Origin of the sequence: Pseudomonas spelaei, from assembly GCF_009724245.1 — a bacterium.
In the GTDB taxonomy this organism is placed as follows: Bacteria; Pseudomonadota; Gammaproteobacteria; order Pseudomonadales; family Pseudomonadaceae; genus Aquipseudomonas; species Aquipseudomonas spelaei.
The window spans coordinates 23,619-39,201 of the sequence record NZ_WNNK01000005.1 but is presented as its reverse complement, the minus strand read 5'-3'; the positions used below and the strand labels follow the sequence as shown (position 1 = coordinate 39,201).

Annotated in this window: 15 protein-coding genes; 4 read left to right on the top strand and 11 right to left on the bottom strand. The window is 61.6% G+C overall.

What is annotated here, in order from left to right:
* Window positions 1-55 precede the first annotated feature (55 nt).
* From GNF76_RS07625 to GNF76_RS07605, 5 genes are all read right to left on the bottom strand, one after another.
* A complete protein-coding gene (locus GNF76_RS07625) occupies window positions 56-808 on the bottom strand; it encodes an ABC transporter permease (RefSeq protein ID WP_178123237.1) in 753 nt (250 codons plus the stop codon).
* Window positions 809-822: 14 nt separating this feature from the next.
* A complete protein-coding gene (locus tag GNF76_RS07620; RefSeq protein ID WP_155582568.1) occupies window positions 823-2,022 on the bottom strand; it encodes an ABC transporter substrate-binding protein in 1,200 nt (399 codons plus the stop codon).
* Window positions 2,009-2,812: an ABC transporter ATP-binding protein gene (locus GNF76_RS07615; RefSeq protein ID WP_155582567.1), complete on the bottom strand. Its 804-nt coding sequence runs from the start codon at window positions 2,810-2,812 to the stop codon at window positions 2,009-2,011. Before GNF76_RS07615 ends, GNF76_RS07620 begins: the two co-directional genes overlap by 14 nt.
* Complete coding sequence (locus tag GNF76_RS07610; RefSeq protein ID WP_155582566.1) at window positions 2,809-3,870, bottom strand: acyl-CoA dehydrogenase family protein; 1,062 nt, start codon at window positions 3,868-3,870, stop codon at window positions 2,809-2,811. The genes GNF76_RS07615 and GNF76_RS07610 overlap by 4 nt, the downstream gene beginning before the upstream one ends.
* Before the next feature lie 78 nt (window positions 3,871-3,948).
* Window positions 3,949-4,509: a carboxymuconolactone decarboxylase family protein gene (locus GNF76_RS07605; RefSeq protein ID WP_155582565.1), complete on the bottom strand. Its 561-nt coding sequence runs from the start codon at window positions 4,507-4,509 to the stop codon at window positions 3,949-3,951.
* 102 nt (window positions 4,510-4,611) lie between these two features.
* On the opposite strand from GNF76_RS07605, the gene GNF76_RS07600 reads away from it, so the two are divergent.
* The gene (locus GNF76_RS07600; protein WP_155582564.1) at window positions 4,612-5,517 is read left to right on the top strand and encodes an AraC family transcriptional regulator; all 906 of its coding nucleotides are present in this window, start codon (window positions 4,612-4,614) and stop codon (window positions 5,515-5,517) included.
* Here GNF76_RS07600 and GNF76_RS07595 read toward each other — a convergent pair.
* Window positions 5,514-6,425, bottom strand: a complete 912-nt coding sequence (locus tag GNF76_RS07595; protein ID WP_155582563.1) for a LysR family transcriptional regulator — start codon at window positions 6,423-6,425, stop codon at window positions 5,514-5,516. The genes GNF76_RS07600 and GNF76_RS07595 overlap by 4 nt on opposite strands.
* A gap of 120 nt (window positions 6,426-6,545) precedes the next feature.
* Between GNF76_RS07595 and GNF76_RS07590 the strand changes: the two genes are divergently transcribed.
* Window positions 6,546-7,541 carry an aldo/keto reductase gene (locus tag GNF76_RS07590; protein ID WP_155582562.1) on the top strand — a complete coding sequence of 332 codons (996 nt, stop codon included), beginning with the start codon at window positions 6,546-6,548 and terminating at the stop codon, window positions 7,539-7,541.
* A 172-nt stretch (window positions 7,542-7,713) separates the two neighbouring features.
* Here the strand turns inward: GNF76_RS07590 and GNF76_RS07585 are convergent, their stop codons facing one another.
* Genes GNF76_RS07585 through GNF76_RS07565 form a run of 5 tightly spaced genes read right to left on the bottom strand, consistent with a single transcriptional unit; the run spans window position 7,714 to window position 13,296 of the window.
* A complete protein-coding gene (locus tag GNF76_RS07585) occupies window positions 7,714-8,487 on the bottom strand; it encodes an enoyl-CoA hydratase (RefSeq protein WP_155582561.1) in 774 nt (257 codons plus the stop codon).
* Window positions 8,488-8,497: 10 nt separating this feature from the next.
* Window positions 8,498-9,625, bottom strand: a complete 1,128-nt coding sequence (locus GNF76_RS07580) for an acyl-CoA dehydrogenase (protein ID WP_155582560.1) — start codon at window positions 9,623-9,625, stop codon at window positions 8,498-8,500.
* A gap of 9 nt (window positions 9,626-9,634) precedes the next feature.
* The gene (locus GNF76_RS07575) at window positions 9,635-10,828 is read right to left on the bottom strand and encodes an acetyl-CoA C-acyltransferase (protein WP_155582559.1); all 1,194 of its coding nucleotides are present in this window, start codon (window positions 10,826-10,828) and stop codon (window positions 9,635-9,637) included.
* Window positions 10,829-10,840: 12 nt separating this feature from the next.
* Window positions 10,841-11,608 (bottom strand): SDR family NAD(P)-dependent oxidoreductase, encoded by a 768-nt coding sequence (locus GNF76_RS07570; protein WP_155582558.1) that lies wholly within the window; start codon window positions 11,606-11,608, stop codon window positions 10,841-10,843.
* Between the two features lie 23 nt (window positions 11,609-11,631).
* A complete protein-coding gene (locus GNF76_RS07565) occupies window positions 11,632-13,296 on the bottom strand; it encodes an AMP-binding protein (RefSeq protein ID WP_155582557.1) in 1,665 nt (554 codons plus the stop codon).
* A gap of 228 nt (window positions 13,297-13,524) precedes the next feature.
* Here GNF76_RS07565 and GNF76_RS07560 point away from each other — a divergent pair, with 228 nt between their 5' ends.
* Both GNF76_RS07560 and GNF76_RS07555 read left to right on the top strand, forming a co-directional pair.
* Window positions 13,525-14,418 (top strand): bestrophin family protein, encoded by an 894-nt coding sequence (locus GNF76_RS07560; RefSeq protein WP_155582556.1) that lies wholly within the window; start codon window positions 13,525-13,527, stop codon window positions 14,416-14,418.
* A gap of 75 nt (window positions 14,419-14,493) precedes the next feature.
* Window positions 14,494-15,552, top strand: coding sequence for a HEAT repeat domain-containing protein (locus tag GNF76_RS07555; protein WP_155582555.1), 1,059 nt, complete (start codon window positions 14,494-14,496; stop codon window positions 15,550-15,552).
* Window positions 15,553-15,583 lie beyond the last annotated feature (31 nt).

Here is a 15,583-nt window from a genome sequence, read left to right as displayed (position 1 = left end):
CCGGTAAAAACCAAAGGCCCTAGGAGAGTCGCCTCGGGCCTTTATTTGTTGAATTCTAGCTTGCGTGCACCCACCGCTGATGCAGCCACCGTGCAAACGCATCCAGGGCAAAGCCCAGCAGCCCGATCAGCAACACCATCGCCATCAGTTCTGAATAAGCCAGCCGATCCCGGGTATCGAGGATGTAGTAACCCAACCCCGCACTGACCCCGAGCATCTCGCACGGCACCAGCACAATCCACAGGATCCCGATGGCCAGGCGCACGCCGGTCAGCACATGCCCCATCACCCCGGGAATAATCACCCGGCGCAAGGTTTCCCAGCGAGTAGCGCTCAGGCTTTTGCTCAGTTGCAGCCAACGCGGGTCCAACTGACGTACACCGGCCGCGGTATTGAGCAGGATCGGCCAGACAGCGGCAAAGGCCAGCAGGAAATAGATCGGCTGGTCCCCTACCCCCATCAGCATCACCACGATAGGCATCCACGACAGCGGTGAAATCATCCGCAAAAACTGGAACGCCGGCGTGGTGGCCGCCTCCAGGTTGCGCGAACTGCCCACCAGCAAGCCCAACGGCACGCCCACCAGCAAGGCCAGAAACAACCCGACAAAGATCCGCTTGAGGCTGACGGCGATGTGCAAGTACAGCTCGCTACGCCCCAGTAGCTCCCACAAACTGGCCAGGGTGGCCGACAGCGAGAACCGTGCGGACAAACCGCCCGTCTCGCCCAATACCTTCACCCCCAGCCACCAGAGCAACAACAACCCTGCCAATCCGGTGACGCCGAGCAACCAGCCCGGCCACACCACGGTTTTGCCGTTGTTCAAACGCCAATCTCCTCGCTGCGCTCAAAGCTATCGGCCAAACCGAAGGTTTTCATGCCACCCACCGCTTCGATGGCATTGCGCACAAAGCGGTCGTCCACCAGGTCCTTGGCCACGAACGCCGGATCCAGGTCGGCAAGAAAGCGCTTGTCGCCTTCAATCAGCGTGTCTTTCAGGCGGCGTACCAGCTCCTCGGTGTAGCTGGGGAATGGGTACGGCTGGAAGTCGATACGGTGCTCATCCCAATTGGCGTGCTGGATCGCGCCATCGGCCAAGTAGGCGGCACGATCGCTGGCTGGAGGTGCCAACACTTTGCTCAACACCGGTTCGGCGTGTGGGGTGTAGCGATTCGGACCGTCCTTGGACAGCAGCTTCACCGCCTCTTCGCGGTTGTCACGGGTCCAGACCTGGGCCTTGACGATGGCATTGACCACCTTCTGCGACCATTCCGGGCGATTGGTCAGGTCGTGCTCATGCATGAACACCACGCAGCACGCATGATTGCGCCACACATCGCCGGTGAAACGCTGCACGCGCCCCACATTGAGGTTCTCCGCCAGGGCGTTGAACGGCTCGGCGACGATATAGCCGTCGATGCGTTTACTGGCCAGGGCCGGTGGCATGTCCGATGGCGGCAGCACGATCAGGTTGACCTCGTTGGCTGCCAGATTGCTGCCGGCGGCGCGGCTGACCGGGGTCAGGCCGTTATCGCGGAACAGTTGCTGCACCACCACGTTGTGGATCGAGTACCAGAACGGAATCGCCACCGACTTGCCGCCCAACTGTTTCACATCGGTAATGCCTGGCGACACGGTCAGGCCCGAGCCGCCCACATGGTTCCACGCCACCACCTTGGCCGGCACTTTACTGCCATAGCGCGCCCAGATGGTCATCGGCGACAACAGGTGAATCACGTTGACCTGGCCCGAGATAAACGCCTCGATCACCTGGGCCCAACTGCGCAGCAGCACCGGACGCTCGGCCTTGATGCCTTCGGCTTCGAACAAACCGTTGTTATGGGCCACCAGCAGCGGTGTGGCGTCGGTGATCGGCAGATAACCGATACGTACCGGTGCGTCCGGCTCGGAAGCAGCTCGAGCTTGCAGGCTGCTCAGCAGCGGCAAGGCGCCGGCCGCGCTGAGCACAGCCGAGAGTTTGAGAAAGTCACGGCGCGAGTGGGTCAGGTCATCCAGACACATGGTGAGGCTCCAGCAGTTCAGGGGTATGGGGTGAAGGTCGGCTTGCCCGCCGTAGGGTTTTGAGAATGTCGATGCGCAGCGCGCCGATTTCCTCCACCTGCTCTTCCCGCGGTTGCGGCAGGTCGATGCGCCATTCTCCCAGGGTTCGCGCCGGGCGGTCGCCCAACAGCAGAATCCGGTCGGAAAGCAGCAGCGCTTCGTCGATGTCATGGGTGATCAGCACCGCTGCCGAACCTTGCTCGCGATTAACCTTGAGCAGCAAGTGTTGCATGTCGGCCCGGGTCACTTCATCCAGGGCACCAAAGGGTTCATCCAGCAGTAACACCTGCGGTTGGCGCGCCAGGCAGCGGGCCAGCGCCGTGCGCTGGGCCATGCCGCCGGACAATTGCGCCGGAAATTGCAGACGGGCGTGTTCCAGGCCGACGGCAGCAATCGCGTGATCCACTCGGTCACGACGCTCTTCAGCACTCAAGTGGGGTTGACGGGCAAAGTCCAGGCCAAAGGCGACGTTCTTTTCCAGGCTCAGCCAGGGCAGCAGGCTGGGGTCCTGAAACGCCACCGCCACCCGTGGATGCGGGCCGTCCAACGGCTCACCGAGCAGACGAATGCTTCCGCCCTGGGGCGCCTGCAAACCCGCGAGCACCCGCAGCAGGCTGGACTTGCCAACACCGCTGGGACCGAGGATCGACACCACTTCACCGGGCTGCAGTTGCAGGTCGAAACCTTCCAGTACCGGCCCGCTGGCATAACCCAGGCAGATCCCCTGGGCCTGCAGCACCGCCTGACTCATAAGGCGGCCTGACGTGCCAACTCGGTCCGCAACTGCACCAGGCTTGGGGTGACAATCGGCACAAAGGCCGACTCTCTCCAGCGCCGGGCAAAGCCGCTGCCGTGGGCGGTCAGGTAGGCTTTGCCGCCGCTGGCCTGCAGCTCAAGCTGCACTGCGTTGGCAGCAGTTTCCGCCAGCGCGATGCGCAAACGGAACAACGGCGCAGGCTCGGCAGTGAAACGCCCGGACAACAACCCTTGCTTGAGCTCGGTGACCAGATGATCCAGGGTCGCCCGCAGCGCTTCCAGCTCCTCACGCAAAACCGTACGGCTGGACCCCAAGTGGTTGGCGACTTCTGCCAGGGAGCGTCGGGCCAGGCCGATGGCCATGCCGCATTGCAGGCCAAGGAAGGCTGGACGCACCGCCGGCAGGAACTTGCGGGCATCTTCATGCAGCAGCCAGCCGCGACTCAGCTCAACGCCTTCCAGGCCAAGGGCGGCGGTGTTGCTCGATTGCAGGCCGAGTAATTCCAGGTCACGGGAACGTTGCAGCCCCGCCACCGAGTCGGGGATCGCCATGATAAACGGCGTACCACCCTGGTTATGCTCGACGGCGGCAGCCACTACAAAACCGTTCTTGCGCAGGTTGGTCACCCAATGCAAGCGACCATTGAAGGTCCAGCCGTCATCCGTCGGCTCGGCATTGATCTGCAAGGTCTCGATGCCGGAAAGAAATTTCATCGCGTTGGAAAGGCCGGTGGCCCCAGCGAGTTTGCCGCTGAGCAGGTCCGGCAGCAGCTGTTCGCGCAGACGCTCGTTGGGGCTCAACAGCAGATACTCGATAAACGACCGCTGGCCCCAGCAGACAAAGGCCGCCGCCAGGGAATGACTGGCCACATCGGCAATGGCCTCTACAGCGCCGGCCACATCGCCGCCCAGGCCGCCCTGGCTTTTGGGTACACCGATTCGTAATACATTGGCTTCTGCCAGCCGTGGCAGCACTTCCTGTGGATCGCAACTGCCCACATCCAGGGCTTGCGCTTGAACATCGAGCCAGCGGCTCAAGATAGGGTCAAGCATGGGTGTCTCTCCTTGTTACAGCATGTTTACCATCGCTGACGCCAGCGCGCCGCTTCTACCTGAGTACATCGCGCGTCTTCAGCCGGCAGGCTTTTCCCAACGGTATTGCGCCAGTTCCGGGTTCAGCGGCGTACGGGCAAACACATTGGCGAAGTTGCACAGCGTGGCCAGGCTGACACCCAAAATAACTTCCAGAGCATGACCGTCCGTGTAACCGGCGGCACGGAATTGTTCGTAACCGGCGTCGCTGACATCACCCCGGGTGGCGATCACTTCCCGGGTAAAGGCGGCCAGTGTCTCATAACGCTCGTTGGGCAGCTCGCCGCGCTGGCGCAGGGCATCGATGACCTCTTCCGAGAGCTTGGCCTTATTGCGCGCGACCGCCGTGTGCCCAGCGACGCAAAAGTCGCAGCCATGAGTAGTCGCGGCAATCAACTGCACCACTTCCCTTTCCGCCAGGCTCAGCTCGGACTTGGCGTTCAGGCCGGAGACGGTGACGTAGGTTTCCAGCGCGGCCGGAGCATTGGCCAGCACCGCCAGCAAATTAGGGATGAAACCAGAGCCCTTGAGGGCATTTTCGAGGAACGGTTTGGCCGCTTCCGGTGCGGTTTCCAGAGTCAGCATGGGTACACGGGACATGGAGTGGTCTCCTGATTGATTCGTGCTGCAAGTCTGTTGGTTATAAAAAAACCTCTCAATAGTCTAAAGTAGCGATTACTTGCTCTAGAGTCTTTCCATTAGATGAATTCGTCCAATTCGCTCCTCGATTGGTTATTAGATAGCCTCGAACTCGATACCAGCCTGTTCCACGTCGGTCGCTATTGCGGCGGCTGGCACGCCAGTACCCACGGTTTGGCCAACGCCAGTTTTCACCTGGTCGTACAGGGTCAGTGCTGGCTGCATGTGGAGGGTGATGACACCCCGGTGCTGTTGAACAACGGTGACGCCTTGTTTCTGTTGCAGGACCTGGCTTTTCGGCTGTCAAACGAACCCACGTCTGAGGGGGCCCGGAAAAGCCCGCGCCGCCCGATGCTGCCGCTGGATGCCGAAGCCACCGACGGCGTGGGCCTGGTGTGCGGGTTCTTTCACTTTCATTCGGGGTTGTCAGCCATGATCGTGGACGCCCTGCCCAACTGGATCATCCTGCGAGCCGGCGATCCGTCATTGGTGGCCGCGCGCAACCTGTTCGAGCTGATTCTCCAGGAATGCCAGCGCAAACCCGCGCCGTCCTCGGCATTGCTGGAGCGTCTGTGCCACCTGTTGTTTCTCTATGTGTTGCGCCAACAGGTGGTGGACAACACCGACCTCGGCGGCTTGGCAGCGCTGGCTCGGCAACCGGCGTTTGCCGGTCTGCTGGAGCGATTGATCGCCCAACCGGCCGAGCCGTGGAGCCTGGAGAGCATGGCTGCCTGCACGGGCTTGTCCCGTTCAGCCTTTTTCAAGCGCTTCAATGAGCTGTGCGGGCAATCGCCGGGGCAAGTGCTGTTGATGATGCGCATGCGCCACGCTTGCCAGTTGTTCAAGAACAACCAGACGGTGGCGGATGTTTCGCTGGCGGTGGGTTATCAGTCGGTGGCGGCGTTTACTCGGGCCTTCCACAAAGTTACTGGCCAGCAGCCCGGTGCCTACCGGAAAGCTCAAGGCTAACGCGTCAATCCACTGCCCGGACGGGCACAAAGCTCCACCAGCCAATCCACAAAAACCCGCACCCGCTGAGACAACTGGCGGTGCGGCGGGTACAGCGCGGTCAACGGCAATGGCGGTGGCAGCAAGGCCGGCAGCACCTCCACCAGGGTGCCCGCTTGCAGCTCACGCCTGGCGTGATAGTACGGCGTCTGCACCAGCCCATAGCCGGCGACACACGCTGCCAGGTAACCGTCGGCGCTGTTGACCGCCACCTGCTTGGGCAGGTCGACCAGGCGGATGTCGTTACCTATCAGGAACTCCAGCCCATAACGCTTGCCACTGGCGCTTGAAAAATACTCGACGACTTGATGGCCGGCCAACTCATCCAGATTGTTGGGTACACCGATGCGCAGCAGGTAATCAGGACTGGCGCAGGTCACCTGATCCATCATCGCCAATGGCCTTGCCACCAGTGATTCGTCCAGGGCCAGGCCGCCGCGCAAGACGCAATCCACGCCTTCGCGGATCAGGTCTACAGGACGGTCATTGAGGCCGATTTCCAGGTCGATCTGCGGGTAACGAGCCGTGAACTCGGGCAATGCCGGAATCACGATAAATCGCCCTATTCCCGCCGGCATATCAATACGCAACGTCCCGCGCGGGTTGCGACGGCTGGTGGAGAACACCGCTTCGGTTTCCTCAAGGTCTGCCAACAGACTGACGCAGCGTTGATAGTAGGCAGCGCCATCCAGGGTCGGACTGACCTGGCGCGTGGTGCGCTGCAGCAGTTGCACACCCAGATGCGCCTCAAGCTGCTTGATCAGAATCGTCACCGACGCGCGTGGCAGTTGCAGGCTATCAGCCGCCTTGGCAAAACCACCCAATTCGACAATCCGCGTAAAGACCCGCATAGCGTTGAAACGGTCCAAGGGATGGCCTCTCCAAAGGATTATTTAGAATTTACTAATAGTGATAGCGTTTTTAGCCGGTTTATCTTGGTTTTGTCGAGGACAACAATGGAGCCCTTCCCCCTCAACGGAGCTGAACCCATGCACACTCGTCAACTCGGCAAGAACGGCCCCCGCATCAGCGCCATCGGCCTTGGCTGCATGGGCATGACTGATTTCTACACCACCGGCACCGATACCACCGAGGCCACGGCCACCCTGCACCGCGCCCTGGAGCTGGGGATCAACTTCCTCGACACCGCCGACATGTACGGCCCCCATACCAACGAAGCCCTGATCGGCAAGGCCATCGCCGGCAAGCGCGACCAGGTGTTCCTGGCCAGCAAGTTCGGCATCGTGCGTGACCCGGCCAACCCGGCGTTACGTGGCGTCAATGGGCGCCCAGAGTACATTCGCCAATCCATCGACGGCACACTGAAACGCCTGGGTATCGACACGCTGGACTTGTACTACCAACACCGCATCGACCCCGCTGTGGCCATCGAGGAAACCGTCGGTGCCATGGCCGAATTGGTCAAGCAAGGCAAAGTGCGTTACCTGGGCTTGAGCGAAGCCTCGGTCGCCACCCTGGAGCGAGCCCACAAGGTCCACCCCATCAGTGCGCTGCAAAGTGAATACTCATTGTGGAGTCGGGATCAGGAAGACAACGGCTGCCTGGCGGCCTGCCAACGGCTGGGGATCGCCTTCGTCCCGTACAGCCCACTGGGCCGTGGTTTTCTGACCGGCGCACTGAAAAGCCCGGATGATTTTGCGGCAGACGACTACCGCCGTTTCAGCCCACGCTTTCAGGGTGAGAACTTCACGAAGAACCTGTTGCTGGTGGACCAGGTGCAGACGCTGGCCGTCGAGAAAGGCGTGAGCGCAGGCCAGCTGGCGTTGGCGTGGGTGTTGGCACAGGGGGACTACCTGATCCCGATTCCGGGGACCAAGCAGCGTAAATACCTGGAAGAGAATGTGGCGGCACTGACGGTCAAGCTGAATGCGCAAGAGCTGGCGGCACTGGAGGCGATATTCCCCGCCAATGCCACCGCAGGCCAGCGGTATCCGGAGGCCGTGATGCAATTGCTCGATAGGTAGCCTGTAGCCGCAGCCGAGGTACGAGGTTGCGATGGGTTTGGTGCGGCATCCCGACGAAGCGACCCCCGAGGGCGGTCCTGCGGCCCGCATCGCAGCCTCGTGCCTCGGCAGCGGCTACAAGGTGCAAGGTGCAAGGTGCAAGGTGCAAGGTGCAAGGTGCAAGGGTGCAGGGTTATTTATCCTTGAACTCCGGCGTGCGCTTGGCCACAAACGCCGCCATCCCTTCCTTCTGATCCTGTGTGGCAAACGCCGCATGGAACACCCGACGCTCAAAGCGCACGCCTTCAGACAGGCTGACTTCAAAGGCGCGATTAACGCTTTCCTTGACCATCATGCTGATAGGCACCGATTTGCTGGCGATCAACGCCGCGACCTTCAGGGCTTCTTCGAGCAACTCATCCGCCGGCACGATCCGCGCGACGATGCCACAGCGCTCGGCTTCCACCGCATCGATGAAACGACCGGTAAGGCACATTTCCATGGCCTTGGCCTTGCCCACCGCGCGGGTCAGGCGCTGGGTACCGCCCATGCCCGGCAGCACGCCCAGGTTGACTTCGGGCTGGCCAAACCTGGCCGTGTCGCCCGCCAGGATGAAGTCGCACATCAACGCCAGTTCACAGCCACCACCCAGGGCAAAACCGTTGACCGCTGCGATGATTGGCTTGCGACGGTTGGCCACGCGATCGCTGTCACTGAACAGGTCGTCCAGGTAAATCTGCGGGTAAGTCAGCTCGGCCATTTCCTTGATGTCGGCACCGGCCGCAAAGGCCTTTTTCGAGCCGGTGATCACGATGCAGCCGATCTCGGGATTAGCCTCCAGACTGTCCAGCGCCTGGTTCACCTCGCGGACCAACTGCGCGTTCAGGGCGTTCAGCGCTTGCGGGCGGTTCAGGGTAATCAGCCCGACCCGGCCCTGAACGTCCAGCAAAATGGTTTCGTAACTCATCTAGTGCTCCTCAGAGATTGCGTGAGATGACCATGCGTTGAATATCGCTGGTGCCTTCATAAATTTGGCAGACCCGCACATCGCGATAGATCCGCTCCAGGGGAAAGTCGCTTAGGTAACCGTAGCCGCCGAGGGTTTGCAAGGCGTGCGAACAGACCTTTTCGGCCATTTCCGAGGCAAACAGCTTGGCCATGGACGCTTCCACCAATGCCGGCTTGCCGCTGTCACGCAGGGCCGCGGCGTAATGCACCATTTGCCGAGCGACCGCAATCTGGGTCGCCATGTCCGCCAGACGAAACGCCACAGCCTGGTGCTCGATCAGCGCCTTGCCAAAGCTCTCCCGCTCACGGGCGTAATCACGGGCCGCTTCAAACGCCGCTCGGGCCATGCCCACTGACTGCGAGGCGATGCCGACACGACCGCCTTCCAGGTTAGCCAGGGCGATCTTGTAGCCTTCGCCCTCCTCGCCCAGACGGTTAGCCACTGGCACCTTCACGTCCTCGAAGAGGATCTGGCAGGTGTCGGACGCATGTTGGCCAAGCTTGTCCTCGACCCGCGCCACCTTGTAGCCCGGCGAGTCGGTGGGCACGATAAACGCACTGATCCCACGCTTGCCGGCCGCCGGATCGGTCACGGCAAACACGATCACGATCCCGGCGTTTTGCCCGGAAGTGATGAACTGTTTGCAGCCGTTCAACACGTAATGATCGCCGTCCAGGCGGGCACGGGTTTTCAGGCTACTGGCATCGGAACCGGCCTGGGGCTCGGTCAGCGCGAAAGCGCCGAGCATCGCGCCGCTGGCCAACGGCTTGAGGAATTGTTCTTTCTGCTGGTCAGTGCCGAACGTGAGGATCGGCACGCAGCCAACGGAGTTGTGCACGCTCATGATCGTCGAGCAAGCACCGTCACCGGCGGCGACTTCTTCCAGCGCCATGGCGTAGGCCAGGTAACCGGTGTCACAACCGCCCCACTGTTCCGGCACCAGCATGCCGAAGAAGCCCAGCTCCGCCATTTCGCCAATCGCTTGCTTGGGAAAGCGGTGCTCGCGGTCCCACTCGGCGGCGAACGGTTTGAGCCGCTCCTGGGCAAATTGCCGGGCCGCTTCGCTGATTTGCAGTTGTTCGTCATTGGGCAGCATAAAGGCTCCTCAGTACAGGCATTCGACAGCCATCGCCGTGGCTTCGCCGCCACCGATGCAGATGGCCGCCACACCACGCTTCAACCCTTGCTGGCGCAGGGCCGACAACAGTGTCACCAGAATCCGCGCACCGGACGCGCCGATCGGATGCCCCAGGGCACACGCGCCGCCGTGGATGTTGACCTTGCTGTGGGGGATTTCCAGCTTACTCATGGTCACCAGGCTGACCACGGCAAAGGCTTCGTTGATTTCAAACAGATCCACCTCACCCAGGTTCCAGCCGGTCTTTCTCATCAGCTTGCGAATCGCGCCCACCGGTGCAACCGGAAACAGGCCCGGCTCATCGGCAAACGCCGCATGGCCATGAATCACCGCCAAAGGTTTAAGCCCACGCTTTTGTGCCTCGGACTGGCGCATCAACAGCAACGCCGCCGCGCCGTCGGAAATGGAACTGGAATTGGCCGCCGTCACCGTGCCACCCTCGCGGAATGCCGGTTTCAGGGTCGCGATCTTGTCCAGCTTGGCTTTGGGCGGCTGTTCATCGTGGCTGATGGTTTTCTGTTCCTTGCCGACGGTGACCTGCACTGGAACGATCTCCGCAGCAAAGTTGCCTTCAGTGATGGCCTGCTGAGCGCGGGTCAGGGAGGCAATGGCGAAGGCGTCCTGGGCTTCACGGGTGAAACCGTTGTGTTCGGCGCAATCTTCGGCAAAGGTGCCCATCAGGCGGCCCTTGTCGTAGGCGTCTTCCAGGCCGTCGAGGAACATATGGTCGATGACCCGGCCATGGCCCATGCGGTAACCGCTGCGGGCTCGGTCCAGCAGGTACGGGGCGTTGGACATGCTTTCCATGCCACCGGCAATGATCACCTCGACGCTGCCAGCCAGCAGGGAGTCATGGGCCAGGATGGTGGCCTCCATGCCCGACCCGCACATTTTATTGAGGGTGGTGCAACGGGTGGATTTGTCCAGGCCGGCACCCAGGGCAGCCTGACGTGCGGGCGCCTGGCCCAGCCCGGCGGGCAGCACACAACCGAACAGCACTTCATCCACCGCATCGCTGGCAATGCCTGCGCGCTCCACAGCTGCGCGAATGGCGGCAGCTCCCAGTTGCGGCGCGGTCAGGCCCTTGAGGTCGCCCTGAAAGCCGCCCATGGGCGTGCGGACAGCACTGACGATAACGATGGGATCGTGGTTAGTAGTCATGACAAATACTCCTTATTTGGCGGCCATGCGCAAGGCGCCGTCGAGACGGATCACCTCGCCGTTGAGCATGCTGTTTTCAATGATATGCCGGACCAGCGCGGCGTACTCGGTCGGCTTGCCCAGGCGTGGCGGAAACGGCACGCCAGCGGCCAGGGATTCGCGCACTTCGGGGGTCATGCCGGCCATCATCGGGGTCTCGAAAATACCGGGCGCGATGGTCATCACTCGAATGCCGAAACGCGCCAGTTCCCGGGCAGCGGGCAACGTCAGGCTGGCAATCGCGCCCTTGGAGGCCGCATAGGCCGCCTGGCCGATCTGGCCGTCAAAGGCGGCCACCGACGCGGTGTTGATGATCACGCCGCGCTCACCGTCAGCATTCGCCTCAGTCTCAGCGATGGCCGCCGCGCACAGGCGCAACAGGTTGAAGCTGCCAATCAGGTTGACGTTGATCACCTGGGCGAAGCTGCCCAGCGCATGAGGACCGTTCTTGCCAAGGATCTTCTCGCCACGCACCACACCGGCGCAGTTCACCAGCCCGTGCAAACCACCGAAGGCGGCAACAGTCGCCTGCACCGCCGCTTCGGCGGCGGCTTCCTGGCTGATGTCAGCCACGGTGCTGCGGGCCTGATCGCCCAGCTTGGCGGCCTGGGTGGCGACAGCGTCGGCGTTCAGGTCGACCAGCATCACCTTGGCACCGGCCGCTACCAGCATCTCAGCGGTGGCCGCACCGAGGCCCGAGGCGCCGCCGCTGACCAGAAAAACCTTGTTCTCGATTTGCATCACTGTTTCCTTGAAAGATGGAATCAAGCCGTAGTCGAGGAAGCTTGCGCCGCCTGGACCTTGGCAATTTCCTGATTACGCAAAATAAAGCGTTGCAGCTTGCCGCTCGGGGTCTTGGGCAGCTCGCTGACAAATTCGATTTCCCGTGGGTACGAGTGAGCCGCCAGGCGCTTGCGCACGTGTTGGCGCAACTCCTCGGCCAGTTCCGGTTCGGCGCGGTATTGCGGACTGAGTACCACAAACGCCTTGACCAGTTCGGTACGCTCCGGGCAAGGCTTGCCCACCACCGCCGCTTCCACTACGGCCGGGTGTTCGATCAGCGCACTTTCCACATCGAAAGGGCCGACCCGATAGCCTGAGGTGGTGATCACATCATCGCTGCGCCCGACAAAACTAATGCTGCCGTCAGGGTTCAACTCCACGGTGTCGCCGCTGAGGTAGTACTGGCCGACGAATGCCTTGGTCTTGCCCCCTTCGTAGCCGGCAAACCAGCACATCGGTGATTGGTCGCGGTCGATGGCCAGAATCCCAGGCTGACCGGCAGGCAGCTCCTGATGGTTATCGTCCAGTACCACAATACGATGGCCCGGCGAGGCGAAGCCGGCTGAGCCGACATGCACCGGGTGATCCAGGCCATGGTGATTGCACAGGACCATGCCCAGTTCGGTCTGGCCGTAATGGTCGTGGATGGTGACGCCCAGGTTGTCGGCAAACCAGCGGATCACTTCCGGGTTCAACGGCTCGCCGGCACTGCTGACAATCCGCAGTTTGCCCTTGATCGAACCGGCGAATTGTTCGCCACCGGCAATCAGCAGCCGATAGGCCGTGGGTGAACCGGTGAGGTTGGTGATCCCGTATTTATTGATGACCCGGCAGGTGCTTTCCAGGGTGAACGGACCATCGTAAAAGGTGATCGGATGGCCCATGGACAAGGGCCCGGTCACGCCAAAGTAGATGCCATAGGCCCAACCCGGGTCGGCCACGTTCCAGAACGCGTCTTCGGGGCGCAGGTCCACGGCATCGCGGGTGTAGCTCTGGAAGGCAACAATCGCCTTGAGCGGCACCGCCAAGGCTTTCGACGGACCGGTGGTGCCGGAGGTGAACATCAACAGAAAGGGCTCATCAGCGCCCAACAGCACCGGCTCGCAGACGTTGGAATGAGTGGGCAGCTCCGCCCAGAAGCTGAAATCGCCCCGCACAATGCCTTCGCCCTTGGGGCCGGCGACGGTGACAATGGTTGGGCAGTCGGCAACTTCATTGAGTTTGGGCCGGTTGACCGCGTCGGTGACTACCAAGGCCGCGCCCGAGCTGCTCAAGCGGTGCTCGATGGCCTTGGGGCCGAACGCGGTGAACAGCGGCTGATAGACCGCGCCGATACGCCAGGTGGCAAATACCACTACCAGCAATTCGGCAGTACGCGGCAACAGGCCGGCGACTTTGTCGCCACGCTTGACGCCCTGGGCCAGGAGGAAATTGGCGAAGCGCGCCGCCTGGTCCTGCAACTCGCTGAACGTGGATGTGGCGCTGCGGCCATCCTTGCCCTCCCAGAACAGCGCAATACGCCCCGGCAACGCATGCCGGTCGCAACATTCGACGCAGGCATTGAGCCCTTGCAGGTTGCCGGACAGTGCAGCATCGACCGTTTGCTGGTAGTTGAACTGAGTGGTGGCCGTCGAGTAATCACGCATCGCTTCAAATCCCTGTGTATTTTTGTTTTCAGGATGGGCTACGTAAACCGGTGAAATAGTCGCTCCAGAGCGCTCGGCGGACAATGGTCAAAGCCTTCAACATGGCTGACTGGTTTGGCCAATGGCCTGGGTCATAGAGCTGGCCGATCACTCGGTCGACACTGACGATTGGACGCTGTACCCCCAGGCTTCTAATCTGATGGCCTGCACTCGTGATGAAGCCCTCCGATGATCGTCCGTCCAAAACCCAAGCTGCTCGGCATCCTCTTCTCTCTCAAAGGCTCGATTGCCAAGCGCATCGCCATGCGCAGCCTGATGGTCACGCTGCTGGCGTCGGTGATCGTGTTGGTGGAAACCCTGCACCCGGCGTATTTCTCCAAGGTCAACGCCACACCCTTCACGTTGCTGGGCCTGTCGCTGTCGATCTTCATGAGTTTTCGTAACAACGCCTGCTACGACCGTTGGTGGGAAGGCCGCAAGCAACTGGGGCAAATGATCATTGAGATACGCTCGCTGATCCGTGAAACCCAGGTATTGCACGACCCCGCTGAGCGCGCCGGCGTACTCCGGGGTTTGTGCGGGTTTGCCCACGGCTTGGTTGCGCACCTGCGCCGGGAAGATGAGGCACGCGTTATCCAGCCGTGGATCGCTGTGGATCCTGGTCACCCCAACCTGCCCGACAGCGTCCTGCAAACCATCGGAGCCCGTTGCTCAGGTTGGGCCGAACAAGGCCGCATCAGCGACTGGCGCTACACCCAGCTGGAAAGCCGGCTGGTGGGCCTGAGTCAGGTCCAGGCCGCCTGCGAGCGGATCAAAAGCACCCCGCTGCCCTTCCCCTACACCTTGCTGCTGCACCGCACCATCTACCTGTTCTGCATTCTGCTGCCCTTCGCCATGGCTGAGCCGTTGGGCTGGCTCACGCCGCTCTTCACCGCCATCGTCAGCTATACCTTCTTTGGCCTGGATGCCATCGGCGATGATCTGGAGGACCCGTTCGGCTTCGATGAAAACGATCTGCCCTGCGATGCCATCGTGCGCACCCTGGAACGGGAAATCCTCGCCGCCCTCGGCGAAACCCACCTGCCGCCGGCCCTGGAGCCTATGGACTATGTGCTGACATGATGTGGGTTTGACACATCGAGTGGTCTGACCGAAGCTGATGGCTTTGTAATAGCTGCCCAGCTTTTGGACGCCTGCATGTCAAAGTCTCGCCGTTACTCCATCATCGGCTTGTGCGCCCTGTTGTTTATCGTGCTGATCACTTGGTATTTCACCCGCACCGCTCAAGTGGCGGTGCCGCCAGCCATTGCCCATGGCTATTCCAAGGCGTTGAAACAAGCCCGTAACGGCGAACCAGGGGCCGCACGGGTGTTGTACCAACAACTGGGACGCCCGGACTTGTCCGATGTACGCCGGGCGGCCCTACATGCCGAACTGCCGAACTACCCCAGCCCCCAAGCCCTGAAGCTGGCAGACAAGGACCTGGCCAACGAAGCGCCGTTGGTGCGCCAGGCAGCCATTCACAGCGTTGTCGGGCTGGTGCCCAGCGGCCAACGCACTTTGTTGCTCGGCCCCTTGCTGGAAGATCCCGAACAAAGCGTACGGTTTGCCGCCGCCAACGCCTTGCTGGGTCTTTCACCCGACACCCTGGGTTTGTATTTCGGCCCGCTGCAACGCGTGCTCGACGAATTTGAGAAGCAGCTCAAGGGCCAACCCGAATCTGCCGAGGGCTGGATTCAACTGGCACGCCTGTACATTCACAACGCTCGCCTGGCAGAGGCGCAAAGTGCCTTGGAACAGGCTCTGCGCCTGGAGCCAGACAACCTGCCAGCCGTTGTGGCGCAGATTGAGTTGTTGGACAAACAAGGCAAGGTCGACGATTCCCGCCAATTATTGGCCGCCCAGTTGCAAGCACACCCTGAATCAGCCTACCTGCAACATGCCCTCGGCATGTGGCTGTTGCACCATGGCGAACGCGAATACGCCCTGCTCGGCCTGTCCAAGGCCGTGGAGCTTGAACCCGGCAATCAGGATTACCGCTACGACCTGGCCACCACCCTGCACGCCCAGCAGGAACTGGAAGCCGCCCAGCGTCAGTTGGAAGAGATCGTCCAGCGCCACCCGGAGAACCGCAAGGCACGGGTGTTGCTGGTCAACTACTGGACGGAAAGCGGCCAGCTGCAAAACGTGCAGGTACTGTTGGCGCAACTGGAACAGCAGAATCCCGACGATCCGGCACTGCAACAGGGTCTGTAGCTCTGCAAAAGCGGAAAACTGCTCGCTACCT